Annotated in this window: 19 protein-coding genes; all 19 read right to left on the bottom strand. The window is 42.2% G+C overall.

The annotated features are described in order from the left end of the window. Entirely contained in the window at positions 1-324 is a 324-nt protein-coding gene (gene rplX / locus GWO68_RS09585) for a 50S ribosomal protein L24 (RefSeq protein WP_162346218.1), read from the bottom strand. 19 nt (positions 325-343) lie between these two features. Then, positions 344-712, bottom strand: coding sequence for a 50S ribosomal protein L14 (gene rplN / locus GWO68_RS09580; protein WP_018476849.1), 369 nt, complete (start codon positions 710-712; stop codon positions 344-346). A gap of 1 nt (position 713) precedes the next feature. Then, on the bottom strand, positions 714-971 hold the full coding sequence (gene rpsQ, locus GWO68_RS09575) for a 30S ribosomal protein S17 (RefSeq protein WP_162346217.1): 258 nt from the start codon (positions 969-971) through the stop codon (positions 714-716). 12 nt (positions 972-983) lie between these two features. Further along, positions 984-1184 carry a 50S ribosomal protein L29 gene (gene rpmC / locus GWO68_RS09570; protein WP_162346216.1) on the bottom strand — a complete coding sequence of 67 codons (201 nt, stop codon included), beginning with the start codon at positions 1182-1184 and terminating at the stop codon, positions 984-986. Between the two features lie 4 nt (positions 1185-1188). Then, positions 1189-1611 (bottom strand): 50S ribosomal protein L16, encoded by a 423-nt coding sequence (rplP, locus tag GWO68_RS09565; protein WP_162346215.1) that lies wholly within the window; start codon positions 1609-1611, stop codon positions 1189-1191. A gap of 30 nt (positions 1612-1641) precedes the next feature. After that, a complete protein-coding gene (gene rpsC, locus GWO68_RS09560; RefSeq protein WP_162346214.1) occupies positions 1642-2412 on the bottom strand; it encodes a 30S ribosomal protein S3 in 771 nt (256 codons plus the stop codon). A 4-nt stretch (positions 2413-2416) separates the two neighbouring features. Beyond that, complete coding sequence (gene rplV, locus GWO68_RS09555) at positions 2417-2809, bottom strand: 50S ribosomal protein L22 (RefSeq protein ID WP_162346213.1); 393 nt, start codon at positions 2807-2809, stop codon at positions 2417-2419. Positions 2810-2811: 2 nt separating this feature from the next. Continuing rightward, a complete protein-coding gene (gene rpsS, locus GWO68_RS09550; RefSeq protein WP_162346212.1) occupies positions 2812-3090 on the bottom strand; it encodes a 30S ribosomal protein S19 in 279 nt (92 codons plus the stop codon). After that, positions 3091-3918: a 50S ribosomal protein L2 gene (gene rplB / locus GWO68_RS09545; RefSeq protein WP_162346211.1), complete on the bottom strand. Its 828-nt coding sequence runs from the start codon at positions 3916-3918 to the stop codon at positions 3091-3093. Between the two features lie 10 nt (positions 3919-3928). Beyond that, positions 3929-4216 carry a 50S ribosomal protein L23 gene (gene rplW, locus GWO68_RS09540; protein WP_162346210.1) on the bottom strand — a complete coding sequence of 96 codons (288 nt, stop codon included), beginning with the start codon at positions 4214-4216 and terminating at the stop codon, positions 3929-3931. Further along, positions 4216-4845, bottom strand: coding sequence for a 50S ribosomal protein L4 (gene rplD, locus GWO68_RS09535; RefSeq protein ID WP_162346209.1), 630 nt, complete (start codon positions 4843-4845; stop codon positions 4216-4218). The genes rplW and rplD overlap by 1 nt, the downstream gene beginning before the upstream one ends. A gap of 1 nt (position 4846) precedes the next feature. Beyond that, positions 4847-5464: a 50S ribosomal protein L3 gene (gene rplC / locus GWO68_RS09530; protein WP_162346208.1), complete on the bottom strand. Its 618-nt coding sequence runs from the start codon at positions 5462-5464 to the stop codon at positions 4847-4849. A gap of 179 nt (positions 5465-5643) precedes the next feature. After that, positions 5644-5949, bottom strand: a complete 306-nt coding sequence (gene rpsJ, locus GWO68_RS09525) for a 30S ribosomal protein S10 (RefSeq protein ID WP_007654312.1) — start codon at positions 5947-5949, stop codon at positions 5644-5646. A gap of 11 nt (positions 5950-5960) precedes the next feature. Further along, positions 5961-8063, bottom strand: coding sequence for an elongation factor G (gene fusA, locus GWO68_RS09520; RefSeq protein ID WP_162346207.1), 2103 nt, complete (start codon positions 8061-8063; stop codon positions 5961-5963). Between the two features lie 2 nt (positions 8064-8065). Continuing rightward, positions 8066-8533, bottom strand: a complete 468-nt coding sequence (gene rpsG, locus GWO68_RS09515) for a 30S ribosomal protein S7 (protein WP_162346206.1) — start codon at positions 8531-8533, stop codon at positions 8066-8068. A gap of 18 nt (positions 8534-8551) precedes the next feature. Further along, positions 8552-8965 (bottom strand): 30S ribosomal protein S12, encoded by a 414-nt coding sequence (gene rpsL, locus GWO68_RS09510; RefSeq protein ID WP_162346205.1) that lies wholly within the window; start codon positions 8963-8965, stop codon positions 8552-8554. A gap of 104 nt (positions 8966-9069) precedes the next feature. After that, on the bottom strand, positions 9070-9387 hold the full coding sequence (locus GWO68_RS09505; protein ID WP_162346204.1) for a DUF3467 domain-containing protein: 318 nt from the start codon (positions 9385-9387) through the stop codon (positions 9070-9072). An 8-nt stretch (positions 9388-9395) separates the two neighbouring features. Further along, the gene (gene rpoC, locus GWO68_RS09500) at positions 9396-13712 is read right to left on the bottom strand and encodes a DNA-directed RNA polymerase subunit beta' (protein WP_162346203.1); all 4317 of its coding nucleotides are present in this window, start codon (positions 13710-13712) and stop codon (positions 9396-9398) included. 100 nt (positions 13713-13812) lie between these two features. Then, positions 13813-17691, bottom strand: coding sequence for a DNA-directed RNA polymerase subunit beta (rpoB, locus tag GWO68_RS09495; protein WP_162346202.1), 3879 nt, complete (start codon positions 17689-17691; stop codon positions 13813-13815). Between the last annotated feature and the right edge of the window lie 115 nt (positions 17692-17806).

The following is a 17806-nucleotide window of genomic DNA, read 5'->3' as shown; positions in this document are numbered from 1 at the left end:
TTAGATTACTTCTCCTGTTTTTTTAGAGTAACGTTCAGTTTTGCCTTGGCTATTTTTTCTCTTGGCAGTCTTGATGGTTTCACCAGACTTTGGATCAACTATAGCTACATTGCTCGCATGTATAGGAGCTTCAACTTTAGAGATACCACCCTGAGGATTTTTAGCACTTGGTTTAGTATGTTTCGTTACCAGGTTCAATCCTTCTATTACTACTTTATTTTTATCTGTCAATACAGATGTGATGCGGCCTGTCTTACCGCGCTCATCACCAGCAATTACTTTTACCGTATCGCCAGTTTTAACATGAAGTTTTTTCTTATTCATCTTTTCTGTGAATTAGGATTTATAGAACTTCAGGGGCAAGTGAAACAATCTTCATGAATTGTTTTTCACGAAGTTCACGAGCTACTGGACCAAAGATACGCGTTCCGCGTGGTTCATTGTTCGCGTTAAGCAGTACAGCTGCGTTATCATCGAAACGAATATAAGAACCATCTTTTCTTCTGATTTCTTTCTTCGTTCTAACTATAACAGCTTTAGAAACTGTTCCTTTTTTAACGTTACCAGAAGACAAGGCAGACTTTACAGTTACAACAATACGGTCACCAATAGATGCGTATTTCTTACCTGTTCCACCAAGGACACGGATACAAAGGACTTCCTTTGCACCACTATTGTCAGCTACAGTTAATCTTGACTCTTGCTGTATCATCTTACTTAGCTCTTTCTATAATTTCAACTAAACGCCAGTTCTTGTTCTTGCTAAGCGGACGAGTTTCCTGAATACGTACCGTGTCACCGATATTGCATTCGTTTTTTTCGTCGTGTGCCATGAACTTTGTTGACTTGTTAACAAACTTCCCGTAGATCGGGTGTTTCATTTTGCTCTCAACAAGCACAGTGATAGATTTGTCCATTTTGTTGCTAACAACCTTACCACTTCTTTCTTTTCTAAGATTTCTCTCTTCCATTTTGTTTAAGTATTAAGAGTTAGCTTCAATTTCACGACGACGCAACTCAGTATTTAGACGTGCTATTGTTGCTTTAGACTCACGAATTTTCATTGGGTTTTCCAATGGAGATATTGCATGAGCAAAACGCAGGTTCTGCATGTTGGTCTTCTCAGTGTTAAGCTTCTCTTGTAGTTCCTCTAAAGACAAAGCTTTTATTTCTGAATTTTTCATATTACTACTTCTCAACGTAATCTCTACGTACTACAAACTTTGTTTTAACAGGTAACTTCTGTGCTGCTAAGCGTAATGATTCTTTAGCAACATCAAGAGATACTCCATCAGATTCGAACATAATCGTACCTGGCTTAACCACGGCTACCCAATACTCTGGAGAACCCTTACCCTTACCCATACGAACCTCTGCAGGCTTTTTCGTAACTGGCTTATCAGGGAAGATTCTGATCCAAACTTGTCCTTCACGTTTCATTGCTCTTGTCATCGCTATACGGGCTGCCTCTATCTGACGGCTAGTGATCCATGATGCTTCAAGCGATTTGATTGCAAACGATCCGAATGAAATGGTGCTTCCTCTGTGAGCAAGACCAGTCACACGACCTTTTTGCATTTTTCTATATTTAGTCCTTTTCGGCTGTAACATTTTCTAAAACTCTATAATGTTAACAATCAATTACTGACGACGCTTATTATCTCTGCGTTTTGGAGCACCACCGTCTGTTTTCTTGCGGTTACCTCCTGCATTGCGTCTGTCACCTCCCTGTGAAGATGCTCCTGGTCCTTTGCTTTCTAATCCAGCATTTGGAGTCAGATCTTTCTTACCATATACTTCACCTTTAAATACCCATACTTTAATTCCAAGCTTACCGTAAACAGTCTGAGCTTCAGATAAAGCATAGTCAATATCAGCACGAAGTGTATGAAGTGGAGTTCTTCCTTCTTTATAGTGCTCAGTACGCGCCATCTCAGCACCGCCTAAACGACCTGAAACCTGCACTTTAATACCTTCAGCACCTACACGTAACGCAGAAGCAATTGCCTGCTTCATTGCACGACGGAAGGAAATACGTGCTTGTAACTGTTGAGCGATAGACTCGCCTACCAGTTTAGCATCTAACTCAGGACGCTTAATTTCAAAAATGTTGATTTGAACATCTTTGTTTGTAAGCTTCTTAAGTTCTTCCTTGATCTTGTCAACTTCCTGTCCACCTTTACCGATAACAACACCCGGACGAGCAGTGTTAATAGTAATTGTGATACGCTTAAGAGTTCTTTCAATGATAATTTTAGAAATACCGCCTTTCGGGATACGAGCTAAAATATATTTTCTGATCTTCTCATCTTCAACAAGCTTCTCAGCGAAATCTTTTCCACCATACCAGTTAGAATCCCAACCTTTGATAACTCCTAGGCGAAAACCGATCGGATTTACTTTCTGTCCCATATTCTTACTTATTGGCTTTTTTAGATTTCTTAGATTTCTGCTCCAGTTGCTCTTCAGTCATGCTGTCAATTACCAGAGTTACATGGTTTGATCTCTTTCTGATGCGGTATCCACGGCCCTGAGGAGCCGGACGAAGACGCTTCAGCATCTTTCCTTCATCAACAAAGATCGTTTTAATGTACAGGTTTGCATCTTCAATCTGAGCATCTTCATTCTTTTGCTGCCAGTTTGATAAAGCAGACAAAAGAAGTTTCTCTAGCTTAGCTGCACCTGAATTAGGCTCAAACTTAAGTATACCTAAGGCTTTTGCTACGCTTTTACCGCGTACCATATCTGCCACTAATCTCATCTTACGCGGAGACGTAGGCACATTATTTAATTTAGCTACTGCTTCCATGGTTATCGCTTGCCTTTATCTTTTTTAGCTATGTGACCTCTAAAGTTTCTTGTTGGTGCAAATTCACCAAGCTTATGGCCTACCATGTTTTCTGTTACATAAACTGGTATAAACTTATTACCATTATGTACAGCAAATGTATGACCTACGAAATCAGGAGAAATCATTGATCTGCGCGACCAAGTTTTGATAACCGTCTTTTTGCCGGCATCGTTCATCGCAACTACTTTTTTCTCGAGCCTATAGTCAATATAAGGCCCTTTTTTTAATGATCTAGCCATTTATTTTTTCTTTCCTCTATTAACTATTAACTTTTCAGAATGCTTGTTTGTGTTACGGGTCTTAAGACCTTTCGCATATAAACCTTTACGTGAGCGTGGGTGACCACCTGAAGATTTACCTTCACCACCACCCATAGGGTGATCGACTGGGTTCATCGCAACACCACGTACTCTTGGACGTTTACCTAACCATCTGTTACGACCAGCTTTACCAAGCTTCACGTTCATATGGTCTGAGTTAGAAACTGTACCAACAGTTGCATAGCAGTTAACAAGCACCATTCTCAATTCGCCAGATGGCAATTTGATTGTAGCATATCTTCCTTCACGAGCAACAAGCTGAGCATAAGAGCCCGCGCTTCTAGCAAGAATTGCACCTTGACCAGGCTGTAACTCAATGTTGTGGATGATAGTACCTAGAGGAATATCAGATAAAGGAAGGCAGTTACCTATTTCAGGAGCATTACCTGGACCCGAAACTATAATAGAACCTACCTGGATACCAGTTGGAGCAATGATATAGCTCTTCTCACCGTCTGCATAATAAACTAATGCAATACGAGCTGTACGGTTGGGATCGTACTCGATTGATTTCACCGTTGCAGGCACGCCATGCTTCGTTCTTTTGAAATCAATCATTCTGTACTTACGCTTATGACCACCGCCCATATAGCGCATAGTCATTCTACCTGAATTGTTGCGTCCACCAGATTTTTTTAGAGGTGCCAACAAAGATTTTTCAGGAGCTGTTGCCGTTACTTCATCGAAGGCTGGCGCTACTCTAAATCTTTGACCTGGTGTTGTTGGTCTTAACTTTTTTAAAGCCATTTTTGATTAATTATATTCCGCTATAAAAATCGATCATTTCACCTTCTTTCAAGGTTACTATTGCTTTTTTGATCAGGGATGTACGACCTGTAACCGCACCAGATTTGGTATATTTGGTTTTAGTCTTACCAATTGATCTCATGGTTGCAACGCTTGTTACAGTTACACCATAAAGCTTTTCGACTGCCTTTTTGATTTCAACTTTATTGGCTTTCTTCTCAACCTCAAAAGCATACTTTCCTACTTCGTTCATGGCAGTGTATTTTTCCGTCACAAGCGGTCTTTTAAGTACGTTCATTACTTATTGCTTAAGAGGTTTTCAATAATATTAACAGACTCTTCAAGTAATACTACTCTTTCTGCATTAAGCAAGTCGTAAGTATTAAGATCTGCAGCTGTTGCCACTTTTACTTTAGGGATGTTTCTACCTGACAAAACAATGTTCTGATCTACTGATGGTATCACAACCAGCGTTTTACCTGTAGATTTAATGTTGTTAAGTATAGATATAAACTCCTTAGTTTTTGGTGCTTCTAAAGAGAATGACTCTAATAGAGCAACTCTGTTATCTTTAGCTAACTGAGAAAGAGCAGATACTCTTGCCACATTCTTAAGCTTCTTGTTAAGTTTGAAGCTATAGTTTCTTGGCTTAGGGCCAAACACTCTACCACCACCTACAAATAGTGGCGACTTAATGCTACCAGCTCTTGCGCCACCAGTACCCTTTTGTTTTTTGATCTTTTTGGTAGATCCGGCTACTTCGTTACGCTCTTTAGATTTATGAGTACCTTGTCTTTGATTAGCCAGGTACTGTTTCACGTCAAGATACATTGCATGCTCATTTGGCTCAGCGCCAAATACAGCATCAGAAAGAGCGATCTTTCTACCTGTATCTTCACCTTTAATATTCAATACAGAAAGCTCCATTTTATTTCTCGATTAAAACGTAAGAGTTTTTGGCACCTGGTACAGAGCCGCTAACTACTAAAAGATTTTTATCAGCGATAACTCGCATGATTGTCAGGTTTTGGATAGTAACTCTGTTACCGCCTGTTCTACCTGCCATTCGCATTCCCTTGAATACTCTTGATGGCCAAGAACATGCACCAATTGAACCTGGGTGTCTTGCCCTGTTGTGCTGACCGTGCGTCTGACCACCAACACCAGCAAAGCCATGGCGTTTTACAACACCCTGAAAGCCTTTACCTTTTGATGTTCCTACCACATCAACAAACTCACCTTCAATGAAAAGGCTGGCGTCAACCACATCTCCTGCATTTAATGACACACCTTCTGCATCAAATTCTGCAACCTTTTTCTTAGGAGCCGTATTAGTTTTCTTGTAATGACCAGCTTCTGCTTTTGTTACTCTTTTCAGCTTCTTGTCACCGAAGCCAAGCTGTACTGCAGCATAGCCATCGTTCTCTACCGTCTTCACCTGAGTAACAACACACGGTCCTGCTTGAATAAGCGTTACTGGTATGTTTTTACCATCTGGTGTGAAGAGGCTTGTCATTCCGATTTTTTTACCGATAATTCCAGGCATTCAACTTGTTTTTTATAGATGGATACAATATTATCACCCCATAGCTTTAGCTAAGGGAGTGCAAAGTTAAGAAAAATAAATATTTCTTAACAACTCTTCTGTAAAATATTCTTAATCAGGTCATAAAAAAAGAGAACCATATTGCTATGGTTCTCTTTTTTTATTGGATTGTGAGTTTATCAAACTTTGATCTCTACATCAACACCGCTTGGTAACTCTAGCTTCATTAGTGCATCTACTGTTTTAGAGCTAGTTGAATAAATATCTACTAATCTCTTGTAAGTACATAACTGGAACTGCTCACGAGACTTTTTATTTACGTGTGGTGATCTCAACACAGTAAATTTATCTTTCTCAGTTGGAAGTGGAATCGGACCACTAACTATAGCTCCTGTTGCTTTTACTGCTTTAACGATCTTCTCAGATGACTTATCAACTAAATTGTGATCGTAAGACTTTAATTTAATTCTTATTTTCTGATTCATTTTTGTAACAACTATTTAGCTGATGTTCCTTTAATTTTGGCAATGATGCCATCTGCTAAGTTCTGTGGTACTTGCTCATAATGTGAGAAAGTTAAAGAAGCTGTAGCTCTACCTGATGTTATTGTACGAAGGTCAGTAACATAACCGAAAAGTTCTGATAACGGAACATCTGCTTTTACTACAGTTGATGTACCTTTTGTATCCATACCTTTCATGATACCTCTTCTTCTGTTCAGGTCACCTGTTACAGGACCTGTGTACTCATCTGGAGTAACAACATCAACCGCCATGATCGGCTCTAGAAGTTTAGGAGCACACTGCTTACCTGCTTCTTTGAAACCTTGACGCGCTGCTAATTCAAATGATAATGAGTCAGAGTCAACATCGTGGAATGAACCATGGAACAGACGTACTTTCATTGAATCGATAGGGAAACCGGCAAGAATACCGTTCTTCATCGCTTCTTCGAAACCTTTCTGTACAGCTGGAATGAATTCTCTTGGGATAACACCACCTACAATAGCGTTTTCGAATTCAAGACCCTGCTTACCATCTTCACGTGGCCCCATCTCAAATACGATGTCGGCAAACTTACCACGACCACCTGACTGCTTCTTGAACACTTCGCGGTGCTCAACCTTCTTAGTGATAGTTTCTTTGTAAGCAACCTGTGGAGCACCCTGGTTCAATTCAACTTTGAACTCACGCTTCATACGGTCAATGATGATCTCCAGGTGTAGTTCACCCATACCTCTCAGGATAGTCTGACCAGTTTCCTCATCAGTATTTACCTGTAGCGTTGGATCTTCTTCCACAAGCTTAGCGATTGCCATACCCATTTTATCAGAGTCAGCCTGAGTTTTAGGCTCAATTGCATATCCGATAACCGGCTCTGGGAACTCCATAGATTCAAGAACGATCTTATGGTTCTGATCGCAAAGCGTGTCACCAGTTTTGATATCCTTGAAACCTACTACCGCTGCAATATCACCAGCTTCCAATCTTTCGATCTGGTTTTGCTTGTTGGCATGCATCTGGAAAATACGCGAGATACGCTCCTTGTTATTTGAACGCGTATTGAACACATAAGAACCTGACTCAAGAACACCTGAGTATGCACGAACAAAGCAAAGACGACCTACATAAGGGTCAGTAGCAATTTTAAATGCTAAACCAGCAAATGGATCGCTTGCTGATGGTTTTCTTGCTACTTCAGCATCCGTATCAGGGTTTGTACCTATGATGCTTTCTTTGTCCATCGGCGATGGTAAAAGGGCCATTACATAGTCAAGCATTGTCTGAACACCTTTGTTCTTGAAAGAAGAACCACAAAGCATCGGAACAATTGCCATATCTATAGTTGCAGCACGAAGTGCAGCTAAGATTTCAGCTTCTGTAATTGAGTTAGGATCTTCGAAGTATTTCTCCATCAAAGATTCGTCGTACTCAGCTACTGCTTCAAGAAGTTTCTCTCTGTACTCTTCAGCTTCCTCCAACATATCATCCGGAATAGGAACCTCAGTGAAGGTCATACCTTTATCTGATTCATTCCAAACGATACCACGGAAGTTTACTAAGTCAACAACTCCTTTAAAGTTATCTTCTGAACCAATAGGTAACTGTAAAGCTACAGCATTGCTGCCAAGCATTTCTTTCACCTGCTTACAAACAGCAAGGAAGTCAGCACCCGAACGGTCCATTTTGTTAACGAAACCAAGACGAGCAACTTTATAGTTGTCAGCAAGTCTCCAGTTCGTTTCTGACTGAGGCTCTACGCCATCAACAGCACTGAAAAGGAACACAAGACCATCAAGAACACGAAGTGAGCGGTTCACTTCTACAGTAAAGTCTACGTGACCTGGCGTATCAATGATGTTGATATGGTAATCGTTGCCTCTATATGGCCAGTTTACAGTTACAGCCGCAGATGTGATTGTAATACCACGCTCCTGCTCCTGTTCCATCCAGTCAGTTGTAGCTCCACCTTCGTGTACTTCACCTAACTTGTGAGATTTACCTGTATAATAAAGAATACGCTCAGTTGTAGTGGTTTTACCAGCATCGATGTGCGCAGCAATACCAATATTTCTGGTATATTTTAAGTCTCTTGCCATTACTAGAATCTAAAGTGTGAGAATGCTTTGTTCGCTTCTGCCATTCTGTGCGTATCGTCTTTTTTCTTAACGGCAGCACCTTCACCCTTAGCAGCTGCAATAATTTCACCTGCTAATTTATCTTTCATTGTCTTCTCACCTCTCTTGCGTGAGTAGGAAATCATCCATTTGATTCCCAGAGATACTCTGCGGTCCGGACGAACCTCAGTCGGCACTTGGAAAGTAGCTCCTCCTACACGACGGCTTTTAACTTCTACACTAGGCATGATGTTATTCAATGCCTTCTTCCAAGTTTCAAGACCGTTTTCTTTTGTTCTTTGCTCTACTAGATCTACAGCATCATAGAAGATACCATAAGCAACACTTTTCTTGCCATCTACCATTAGGTAGTTTACAAAACGTGTTACTAATGTTTCTTTATATTTTGGATCTGGAAGGAGAATTCTACTCTTCGGCTTTGCTTTTCTCATTGTATTAAATGCTATTTATTATTTCTTTTTACCTTTTCCGGCAGCTGCTGGCGCTTGTCCTGGTTTAGGTCTCTTAGCACCGTACTTAGAACGTGACTGAAGACGGCCGTTTACACCTGCTGTATCCAGTGCACCACGTACGATGTGGTAACGAACACCTGGAAGGTCTTTTACTCTACCACCTCTGATCAGAACAATTGAGTGTTCCTGTAGGTTATGTCCTTCACCTGGTATGTAGGCGTTCACCTCTTTACCATTTGTTAATCTTACCCTTGCAACTTTACGCATTGCAGAGTTTGGTTTCTTTGGCGTTGTAGTATATACTCTTGTACATACTCCACGACGCTGCGGGCATGAATCCAAGGCTGGAGACTTTGACTTTGAAGTCAGTTTCTCTCTGCCTTTTCTTACTAATTGCTGTATAGTAGGCATTTACAATCTGTTAATTATAGATTTTTCCACTTTAATTTTTGGACTGCAAAGGTATAAAAATCACTTTGCAATTTCAAAATTTTAATTATTTAATTATTAGCATCTTATGCTTCACCAACTGTTCCTCCGAAGTTCATCGGGAAAGACGGTGTTTCATTTGCCTGCTTGATATCACCAAAGCTACTTTCGTATTTTTTGATGTTATCAGCCAGAGCTGCTAATAATCTCTTAGCATGCTCTGGTGTGATAACAACTCTTGATTTTACTTTTGCTTTAGGCAAACCTGGCATCAGACGAATAAAATCAATAACAAATTCGCTGCTGGAATGAGCAATCATAGCTAAGTTGGCATACTGCCCTTCTGCTACCTCTTCCGTTAACTCAATGTTTATTTGATTCTGGTTTTGCTGTTCTTCTGCCATGTTATACCTTATTTATTTTGCAGTGCCTGCTGTTTAGTTTTAGCTGATGTTCTTTTAGACTCTGTCAACGAATCGTACTCTTCCTGGCTACCCACGATCAGTTTCTGATACTCTTTCAATCCAGTACCAGCCGGGATCAGGTGACCAACAATTACGTTCTCTTTCAGACCTAACAGCTCATCTGCTTTACCCTTAATAGCTGCTTCGCTCAGTACTTTTGTAGTTTCCTGGAACGATGCTGCTGAGATAAAGCTTTGCGTACCTAATGATGCCTGCGTTATACCTTGCAAGGTTGGGCGAGATACTGCCGGTGACGCATCTCTAACCGTTACCAGTCTCAGGTCACGACGCTTCAGACTTGAGTTTTCATCACGTAAACGACGTGCTGTAACTATCTGGCCTGGCTTCATCGTAGCTGAATCACCTGCTTCTTCAACAACTTTCATATCGATGATGCGGTCGTTCTCTTCCATGAACATAATCTTATCCACCACCTGATGTTCCAGGAAGCTAGTATCACCCGGATCAAGTATCACTACTTTCTGCATCATCTGGCGAACCACGACTTCAATGTGCTTGTCATTGATCTTCACACCCTGCAGACGATATACTTCCTGTATCTCATTTACCAGGTACTCCTGTACTGCACCCGGTCCTTGGATATTCAGAATATCTGTAGGCGTTATAGCACCATCTGATAATGGCATACCTGCACGAACGAAGTCATTGTCCTGAACGAGGATGTGCTTCGAAAGTGGAACCATGTATTTCTTCTTCACGCCATCTTTCGACTCAATGAAGATTTCACGGTTACCACGCTTCACGCTACCATATGTTACAACACCATCAATTTCAGACACAACGGCCGGGTTAGAAGGGTTACGCGCTTCGAATAATTCGGTAACTCGTGGCAGACCACCCGTAATGTCACGTGTTTTACCAATTGCACGAGGTATCTTCACCAGGATATGTCCCGCTTTGATTTTCTCGCCATCTTCCACCACGATATGTGCACCAACCGGAATGTTATATCCTTTTGATTCACCATTCTTAGGATTTACAAGTATAGCCGGGTTCTGTGTCTTATCTTTTGTATCGATAATAACTTTTTCACGGTAACCTGTCTGCTCATCTGACTCCTCACGGTAAGTGATACCTTCAATGATCGACTCATATGCAACTGTACCATCAAACTCTGAAAGTATAACTGCGTTATATGGATCCCAGCTACAGATATTATCCCCTTTTTCTATAGTTTGACCATCTGTTACAGTCAGGAATGAACCATAAGGCACGTGGTTAGAGATATATAGTTTGCCAGTATTTGGGTCGACTATTTTCACTTCACCGGAACGTCCCATAACTACTTTCACTGGTTCACCTTCGTTGTTGATCGTGTCGATTGTACGCACGTCTTCATACTCGATCTTACCAGAGAATTTAGCTTTTATAGTTGCTTCTACCGCAATGTTAGATGCCGTACCACCCACGTGGAATGTACGTAGTGTCAGCTGTGTACCTGGCTCACCAATTGACTGAGCTGCAATTACACCTACTGCTTCACCTTTCTGCACCATAAAGCCTGTTGCCAGGTTACGGCCGTAGCATTTAGCACAGATACCACGCTTAGACTCACAAGTAAGTACCGAACGGATCTCTACAAACTCAATAGCTGTGTTTTCAATATCACGTGCTACTTCTTCTGTGATCTCTGAACCAGACTCAACTATAAGTTCATTCGTAATTGGATCATAAACATCGTGTACAGTTACACGACCAAGGATACGCTCAGACAGAGACTCAACTATATCTTCGTTATCCTTAAGTGCACTAACTTCCAGACCACGCAATGTACCGCAGTCTTCCTCGTTCACAATCACGTCCTGCGACACGTCTACCAGACGACGAGTCAGGTAACCAGCATCCGCCGTTTTAAGAGCCGTATCGGCAAGACCTTTACGAGCACCGTGTGTAGAGATGAAGTACTCGATTACATCCAGACCTTCCTTAAAGTTAGAAAGGATCGGGTTTTCTATAATTTCACCTACTGAACCCTGTAATGATTTCTGAGGCTTCGCCATCAGACCACGCATACCACCCAGCTGACGGATCTGCTCTCTTGAACCACGGGCTCCTGAGTGCATCATCATGAAGATAGAGTTAAAGCCCTGATCTTCATTTTCCAGACGACGCATTAACGTTTCAGTAATTTGGTTGTTGATACGTGTCCAGATATCGATAACCTGGTTGTAACGCTCGTTATCTGTGATCAGACCCATCGAGTAGTTTTGCCATACAGCATCTACATCTTTCTTAGCCTGCTCAACCAATACTTCTTTCTCTGCCGGGATATTGATATCACCAAGGCCCATTGACAGACCGCCTTTGTAAGCAGACTGGAAGCCTAGTGTTTTGATATCATCCAGGAAGTGAGCGGTACGAGCCATACCTGTCTCTTTGAACACGCGGGAAATTACCTGCTGAAGTTTTTTCTTCGTCAGTAATTCATCAATGTATCCAACTTCTGCAGGAACGAATTGGTTGAATAATACACGACCAGCTACTGTTTCTGTTAATTTATTCTCAATTTCCCCTTTCTCGTTTTTCACGTTAACACGCACTCTAATGTGTGCATGCTTTGAAAGGCGACCTTCGTTGATAGCAATAATAACTTCTTCAGGAGAATAGAAGCTCATACCTTCTCCTTTGATAGTTTCGTTCTCTGTGCTACGCTTTCCTTTGGTTACATAGTATAAACCTAGAACCATGTCCTGAGAAGGTACTGCAATTGGAGCACCGTTAGCAGGGTTAAGGATGTTGTGCGAAGCAAGCATCAGCATAGAGGCTTCCAAGATTGCAGCAGGTCCAAGTGGAACGTGCACCGCCATCTGGTCACCGTCAAAGTCGGCGTTGAATGCCGTACACACAAGTGGGTGTAACTGGATTGCCTTACCTTCGATCAGTTTTGGCTGGAATGCTTGTATACCAAGTCTGTGTAGTGTAGGAGCACGGTTAAGGAGTACCGGATGGCCTTTCAGCACATTCTCCAGGATATCCCAAACTACAGGGTCCTTACGGTCTACAATTTTCTTAGCTGACTTTACAGTCTTAACTATACCTCTTTCGATCAGCTTGCGGATGATGAACGGCTTGAAAAGCTCAGCTGCCATGTTCTTAGGCAGACCGCACTCATGAAGCTTCAGTTCAGGCCCAACCACAATTACCGAACGGCCAGAGTAGTCAACACGCTTACCAAGTAAGTTCTGACGGAAACGTCCCTGCTTACCTTTCAGCATATCTGATAGTGATTTCAGCGCACGGTTACCTTCAGCACGAACAGCGTTCACTTTACGTGAGTTGTCGAACAGGGAGTCTACCGCTTCTTGCAGCATACGCTTCTCGTTACGAAGAATTACTTCAGGAGCTTTGATCTCGATCAGACGCTTCAGACGGTTGTTACGGATGATAACACGACGGTAAAGGTCGTTCAAGTCAGACGTAGCAAAACGGCCACCATCTAACGGAACAAGCGGACGAAGTTCTGGCGGGATAACAGGCACCATGCGGATGATCATCCATTCAGGTCTGTTCTCAATTCTTGTTGCAGCATCACGGAATGCTTCTACTACACGAAGACGCTTCAACGCCTCAGCTTTACGCTGCTGCGAAGTTTCGTGAGCGGCGGCATGACGAAGCTCGTATGACAGGTCATCAAGGTTCGTGCGCTCCAGTAACATCTGTAATGCTTCAGCACCCATTTTCGCGATGAACTTATTTGGATCATTGTTATCCAACATCTGGTTCTCACGTGGTAGCTTGTCAACCATATCCAGGTATTCATCTTCTGTCAGGAAGTCCAGTGTATTTACACCGTCTTCTGCCAGAATACCCGGCTGGATAACTACATATCTTTCGTAATAGATGATCTGGTCAAGCTTCTTAGTTGGTAAGCCTAACAGATAACCAATTTTGTTTGGAAGAGATTTGAAGTACCAGATATGTGCTACAGGAACAACAAGCTCAATATGGCCCATACGCTCACGACGCACTTTCTTTTCAGTTACCTCTACACCGCAACGGTCGCAGATGATACCTTTGTATCTGATTCTTTTATACTTTCCGCAGTGGCATTCCCAGTCCTTTACAGGTCCGAATATTCTTTCGCAGAATAAACCACCCATTTCAGGCTTATAGGTTCTATAATTTATGGTCTCAGGCTTAACTACCTCTCCGTTGGAACGCTCCAGAATTGACTCTGGAGAAGCCAAGCTTATCGTTACTTTTGAGAAGTCCTGAGTTAGCTTTTTGGTTTTTGCAAATGCCATATTATTCTAATAATATCGATACAACTTATTTGCTTTACAGCTATGCGTTTTTATAAAGTAAGTTAAGCGCTCCGGATTTCTCCAGAGCGCCTGTACTTTATTACTCCAACGTTATCTCTAATGCCAGACCTCTTAATTCGTGAATCAATACGTTGAATGATTCCGGGATATTTGGTTTTGGCAACACATCGCCTTTTACAATCGCTTCATAAGCTTTCGCACGGCCGATAACGTCATCCGATTTAACTGTAAGTATTTCCTGCAGCACGTTAGAAGCACCGAAGGCTTCCAGTGCCCACACCTCCATCTCACCGAAACGCTGACCACCAAACTGGGCTTTACCACCCAATGGCTGCTGCGTAATCAATGAGTATGGTCCGATAGAACGAGCGTGCATCTTATCATCAACTAAGTGACCTAGTTTCAGCATGTAGATTACACCCACTGTTACCGGCTGGTCGAATCTATCACCAGACAAACCATCGAATAGATAAGTTCTACCAAATCTTGGCAGCCCTGCTTCTGTCAACTCGGCAGAAACCTGCTCTTCTGAAGCACCGTCGAAGATTGGAGTCGCGTATTTACGACCTAATCTTAAACCAGCCCATCCAAGTACAGTTTCATAGATCTGACCGATGTTCATCCTCGAAGGTACACCAAGCGGGTTAAGCACAATGTCCATCGGAGTTCCATCTTCCAGGAATGGCATATCTTCGTCGCGAACGATACGGGCAACTATACCTTTGTTACCGTGACGACCAGCCATCTTATCACCTACTTTCAGCTTGCGCTTCTTCGCGATGTAAACTTTAGCCAGTTGCACGATACCTGCCGGTAACTCATCTCCTACTTCCAGTGTGAAACGTTCACGCTTAAAGTGTGCTGAAATGATATTACGACGCTTGGTATAGTTCTTCACCAACTCCAATAGCATGTTGTTGGTTTTTTCGTCGCTTGTCCAGTTCTCAAGGATCAGATCCTTGAACATATTCACTTCTTCCGGAACGGCATAGTTGCTTTCATCCTTGTAAGGATTCTTCTCAGGGAATAAAGCTTCTACGATGTTCTTTCTGCTGAACTTAGAACCTTTTGTTAAGATCTCATCGCCAAACTTGTGCTTGATACCCTGTGTCGTCTTACCTTCCAGTAAGTCAACTAGTTTATCAACCATTACATTTTTAATAGCGATTAGGTCTCTTGAATATTTAACCTTAAGTTCTTCAACCTCTTTCTTAGATTTTGCTCTAAGGTTTTTATCCTTCTTAGGACGAGAGAACAACTTAGTTTCAATAACAACACCATTCAGTGATGGAGGCGCCTTAAGCGAAGCATCTTTCACATCACCGGCTTTATCACCGAAGATGGCACGAAGAAGTTTTTCTTCTGGAGTCGGATCAGTTTCCCCTTTAGGAGTGATCTTACCAATCAGAATGTCTCCTTCTTTAACTTCAGCACCTATTCTGATGATACCATTCTCATCCAGGTTACGAACTGCCTCTTCGCTAACGTTCGGTATCTCAGAAGTTAATTCTTCTTCACCACGTTTCGTTTCACGAACTTCCAGTTCAAACTCCTCAATGTGAATAGAAGTAAATACGTCATCGCGTACTACTTTTTCAGAAATAACGATCGCATCCTCAAAGTTATAACCTTGCCAAGGCATGAACGCAACCTGTAAGTTACGGCCTAGTGCTAGTTCACCATCGTTAGTTGCATAACCTTCGCACAATGGCTGACCTTTAGTTACACGCTGGCCTGTTCTCACAAGAGGAGTCAGGTTGATGCATGTGTCCTGGTTAGTTCTGCGGAATTTGATCAGTTTATAAGTTACATATTCAGCATCGAATGAAACCAGTTTCTCTTCATCGGTAAGGTCGTATTTAACAACGATCTTAGTTGAGTCTACGAAATCAATTACACCGTCGCCTTCAGCTATAACCAGCGCTCTTGAGTCAATGGCTGCTCTTCCTTCCAGACCTGTACCAACTATAGGAGCCTGTGGCTTCAGAAGTGGAACTGCCTGGCGCTGCATATTCGAACCCATCAGGGCACGGTTAGCATCATCGTGCTCAAGGAATGGAATCATTGAAGCCGCTACAGAAACAATCTGGTTTGGCGCGATGTCCATGTATGTATAAGTAGATGGTTCCTCTACTGGGAAGTCACCTTCGAATCTACCTTTTACTCTATCGTTGATGAAGTTACCTTTCTCATCGATCACAGCGTTAGCCTGAGCAATGTGGTGCGTATCTTCTTCCTCAGCAGTCAGGTATTCTACTTCACCGGCCACGTTAACTATACCGTCAACTACCTTACGATAAGGTGTTTCGATAAAGCCCATGTGGTTTACTCGGGCATGAACGCATAGTGAAGAGATCAGACCAATGTTCGGACCTTCAGGAGTCTCGATAGTACAAAGGCGACCGTAGTGTGTATAGTGAACGTCACGTACCTCGAAACCGGCACGCTCTCTAGAAAGACCACCTGGCCCCAGTGCAGATACTCGACGCTTATGCGTCACCTCTGCCAGCGGGTTCGTCTGGTCCATGAACTGAGAAAGCTGGTTTGTACCGAAGAACGAGTTGATCACAGAAGAAAGTGTACGCGCGTTGATCAGATCAACCGGCTTGAAGTCTTCGTTATCTCGAACGTTCATACGCTCTTTGATGGTTCTGGCCATACGTGCCAGACCTACACCAAATTGTGCATATAACTGCTCACCTACTGTTCTTACACGACGGTTACTCAAGTGGTCAATATCATCCACTACCGCTCTCGAGTTGATCAAGCCGATCAGATACTTAACGATCAGAACGATATCGTCATTCGTTAATACCTTCGCTTCCCAGTTAGTATCTTTACCTAGCTTTTTGTTGATTCTGTAACGTCCAACTTCGCCTAGGTCATAACGCTTATCAGAGAAGAATAGCTTCTGGATAATATCACGGGCTGTCTCTACGTCTGGCGCTTCAGTGTTACGCAACTGACGGTAGATCTGCTCTACTGCTTCCTGCTCTGAGTTTGAGTTATCTTTCTGGAGTGTATTATAGATGATGGCGTAATCAGCAATGTTTACATTCTCACGGTGTAACACAACTGACTTAACACCTGAGTCAACTATAACATTGATATCATCTGCCGTTATCTCAGAATCACGCTCCAGTAATACCTCGTTACGGTCAATAGAAACTACTTCACCAGTATCTTCATCTACAAAGTCTTCTGTCCATGTCTTTAATACACGGGCAGCTAACTTTCTACCAACCGCATTTTTAAGGTTTGTTTTGTTCGCAGGCACTTCTTCCGATAAACCGAACAGGTCAAGTATATCCTTGTCTGTTCCGTAGCCTATGGCACGTAGAAGTGTTGTTACCGGGAACTTCTTCTTACGGTCGATATATGCATACATTACGTTATTAACGTCTGTTGCGAATTCAACCCAAGAACCTTTAAAAGGAATAATTCTGGCAGAATATAGTTTAGTACCGTTAGTATGCTTGCTCTGAGCAAAGAATACACCTGGAGATCTGTGCAACTGAGATACTATAACACGTTCAGCCCCATTGATAACAAAGGAGCCTTTCTCAGTCATGTATGGTATATTACCCAGGAAAACTTCCTGCTCGATCGTCTCAAAGTCCTCGTTATCCTCATCATTACAGATAAGACGAAGTTTAGCTTTAAGTGGAACAGAATAAGTTAATCCTCTGTCAATACTTTCATCTACAGAATATTTAGGGGGATCAACGTGATAGTCAATGAACTCCAGAACGAAGTTCTCACGCGAATCGGAGATCGGGAAGTTCTCAGCAAATACTTTGAACAAACCTTCCTGTGCTCTATTTTCAGCTGCTGTTTCCAACTGAAAGAAGTCACGGAACGACTGTAACTGAACATCTAAGAAGTCAGGATAGTCTATTACCGGAGTGATAGAGGCAAAATTTATACGCTCTGTCGTTTTATTCTTAGCCAAGGCCATGGAAATTTAACGTTTACAATAAGTTCCGAGCTACCAAAGCTACGCTTAGCTATTGGCAAAAAAAGGATTCATATTTGAATCCGTATACAAACAGGAAAAGACCTGACTAATCCGC

Source organism: Pontibacter fetidus, from assembly GCF_010119545.1.
Classification (GTDB): domain Bacteria; phylum Bacteroidota; class Bacteroidia; order Cytophagales; family Hymenobacteraceae; genus Pontibacter; species Pontibacter fetidus.
This window is presented reverse-complemented; position numbering and strand designations above follow the sequence as displayed.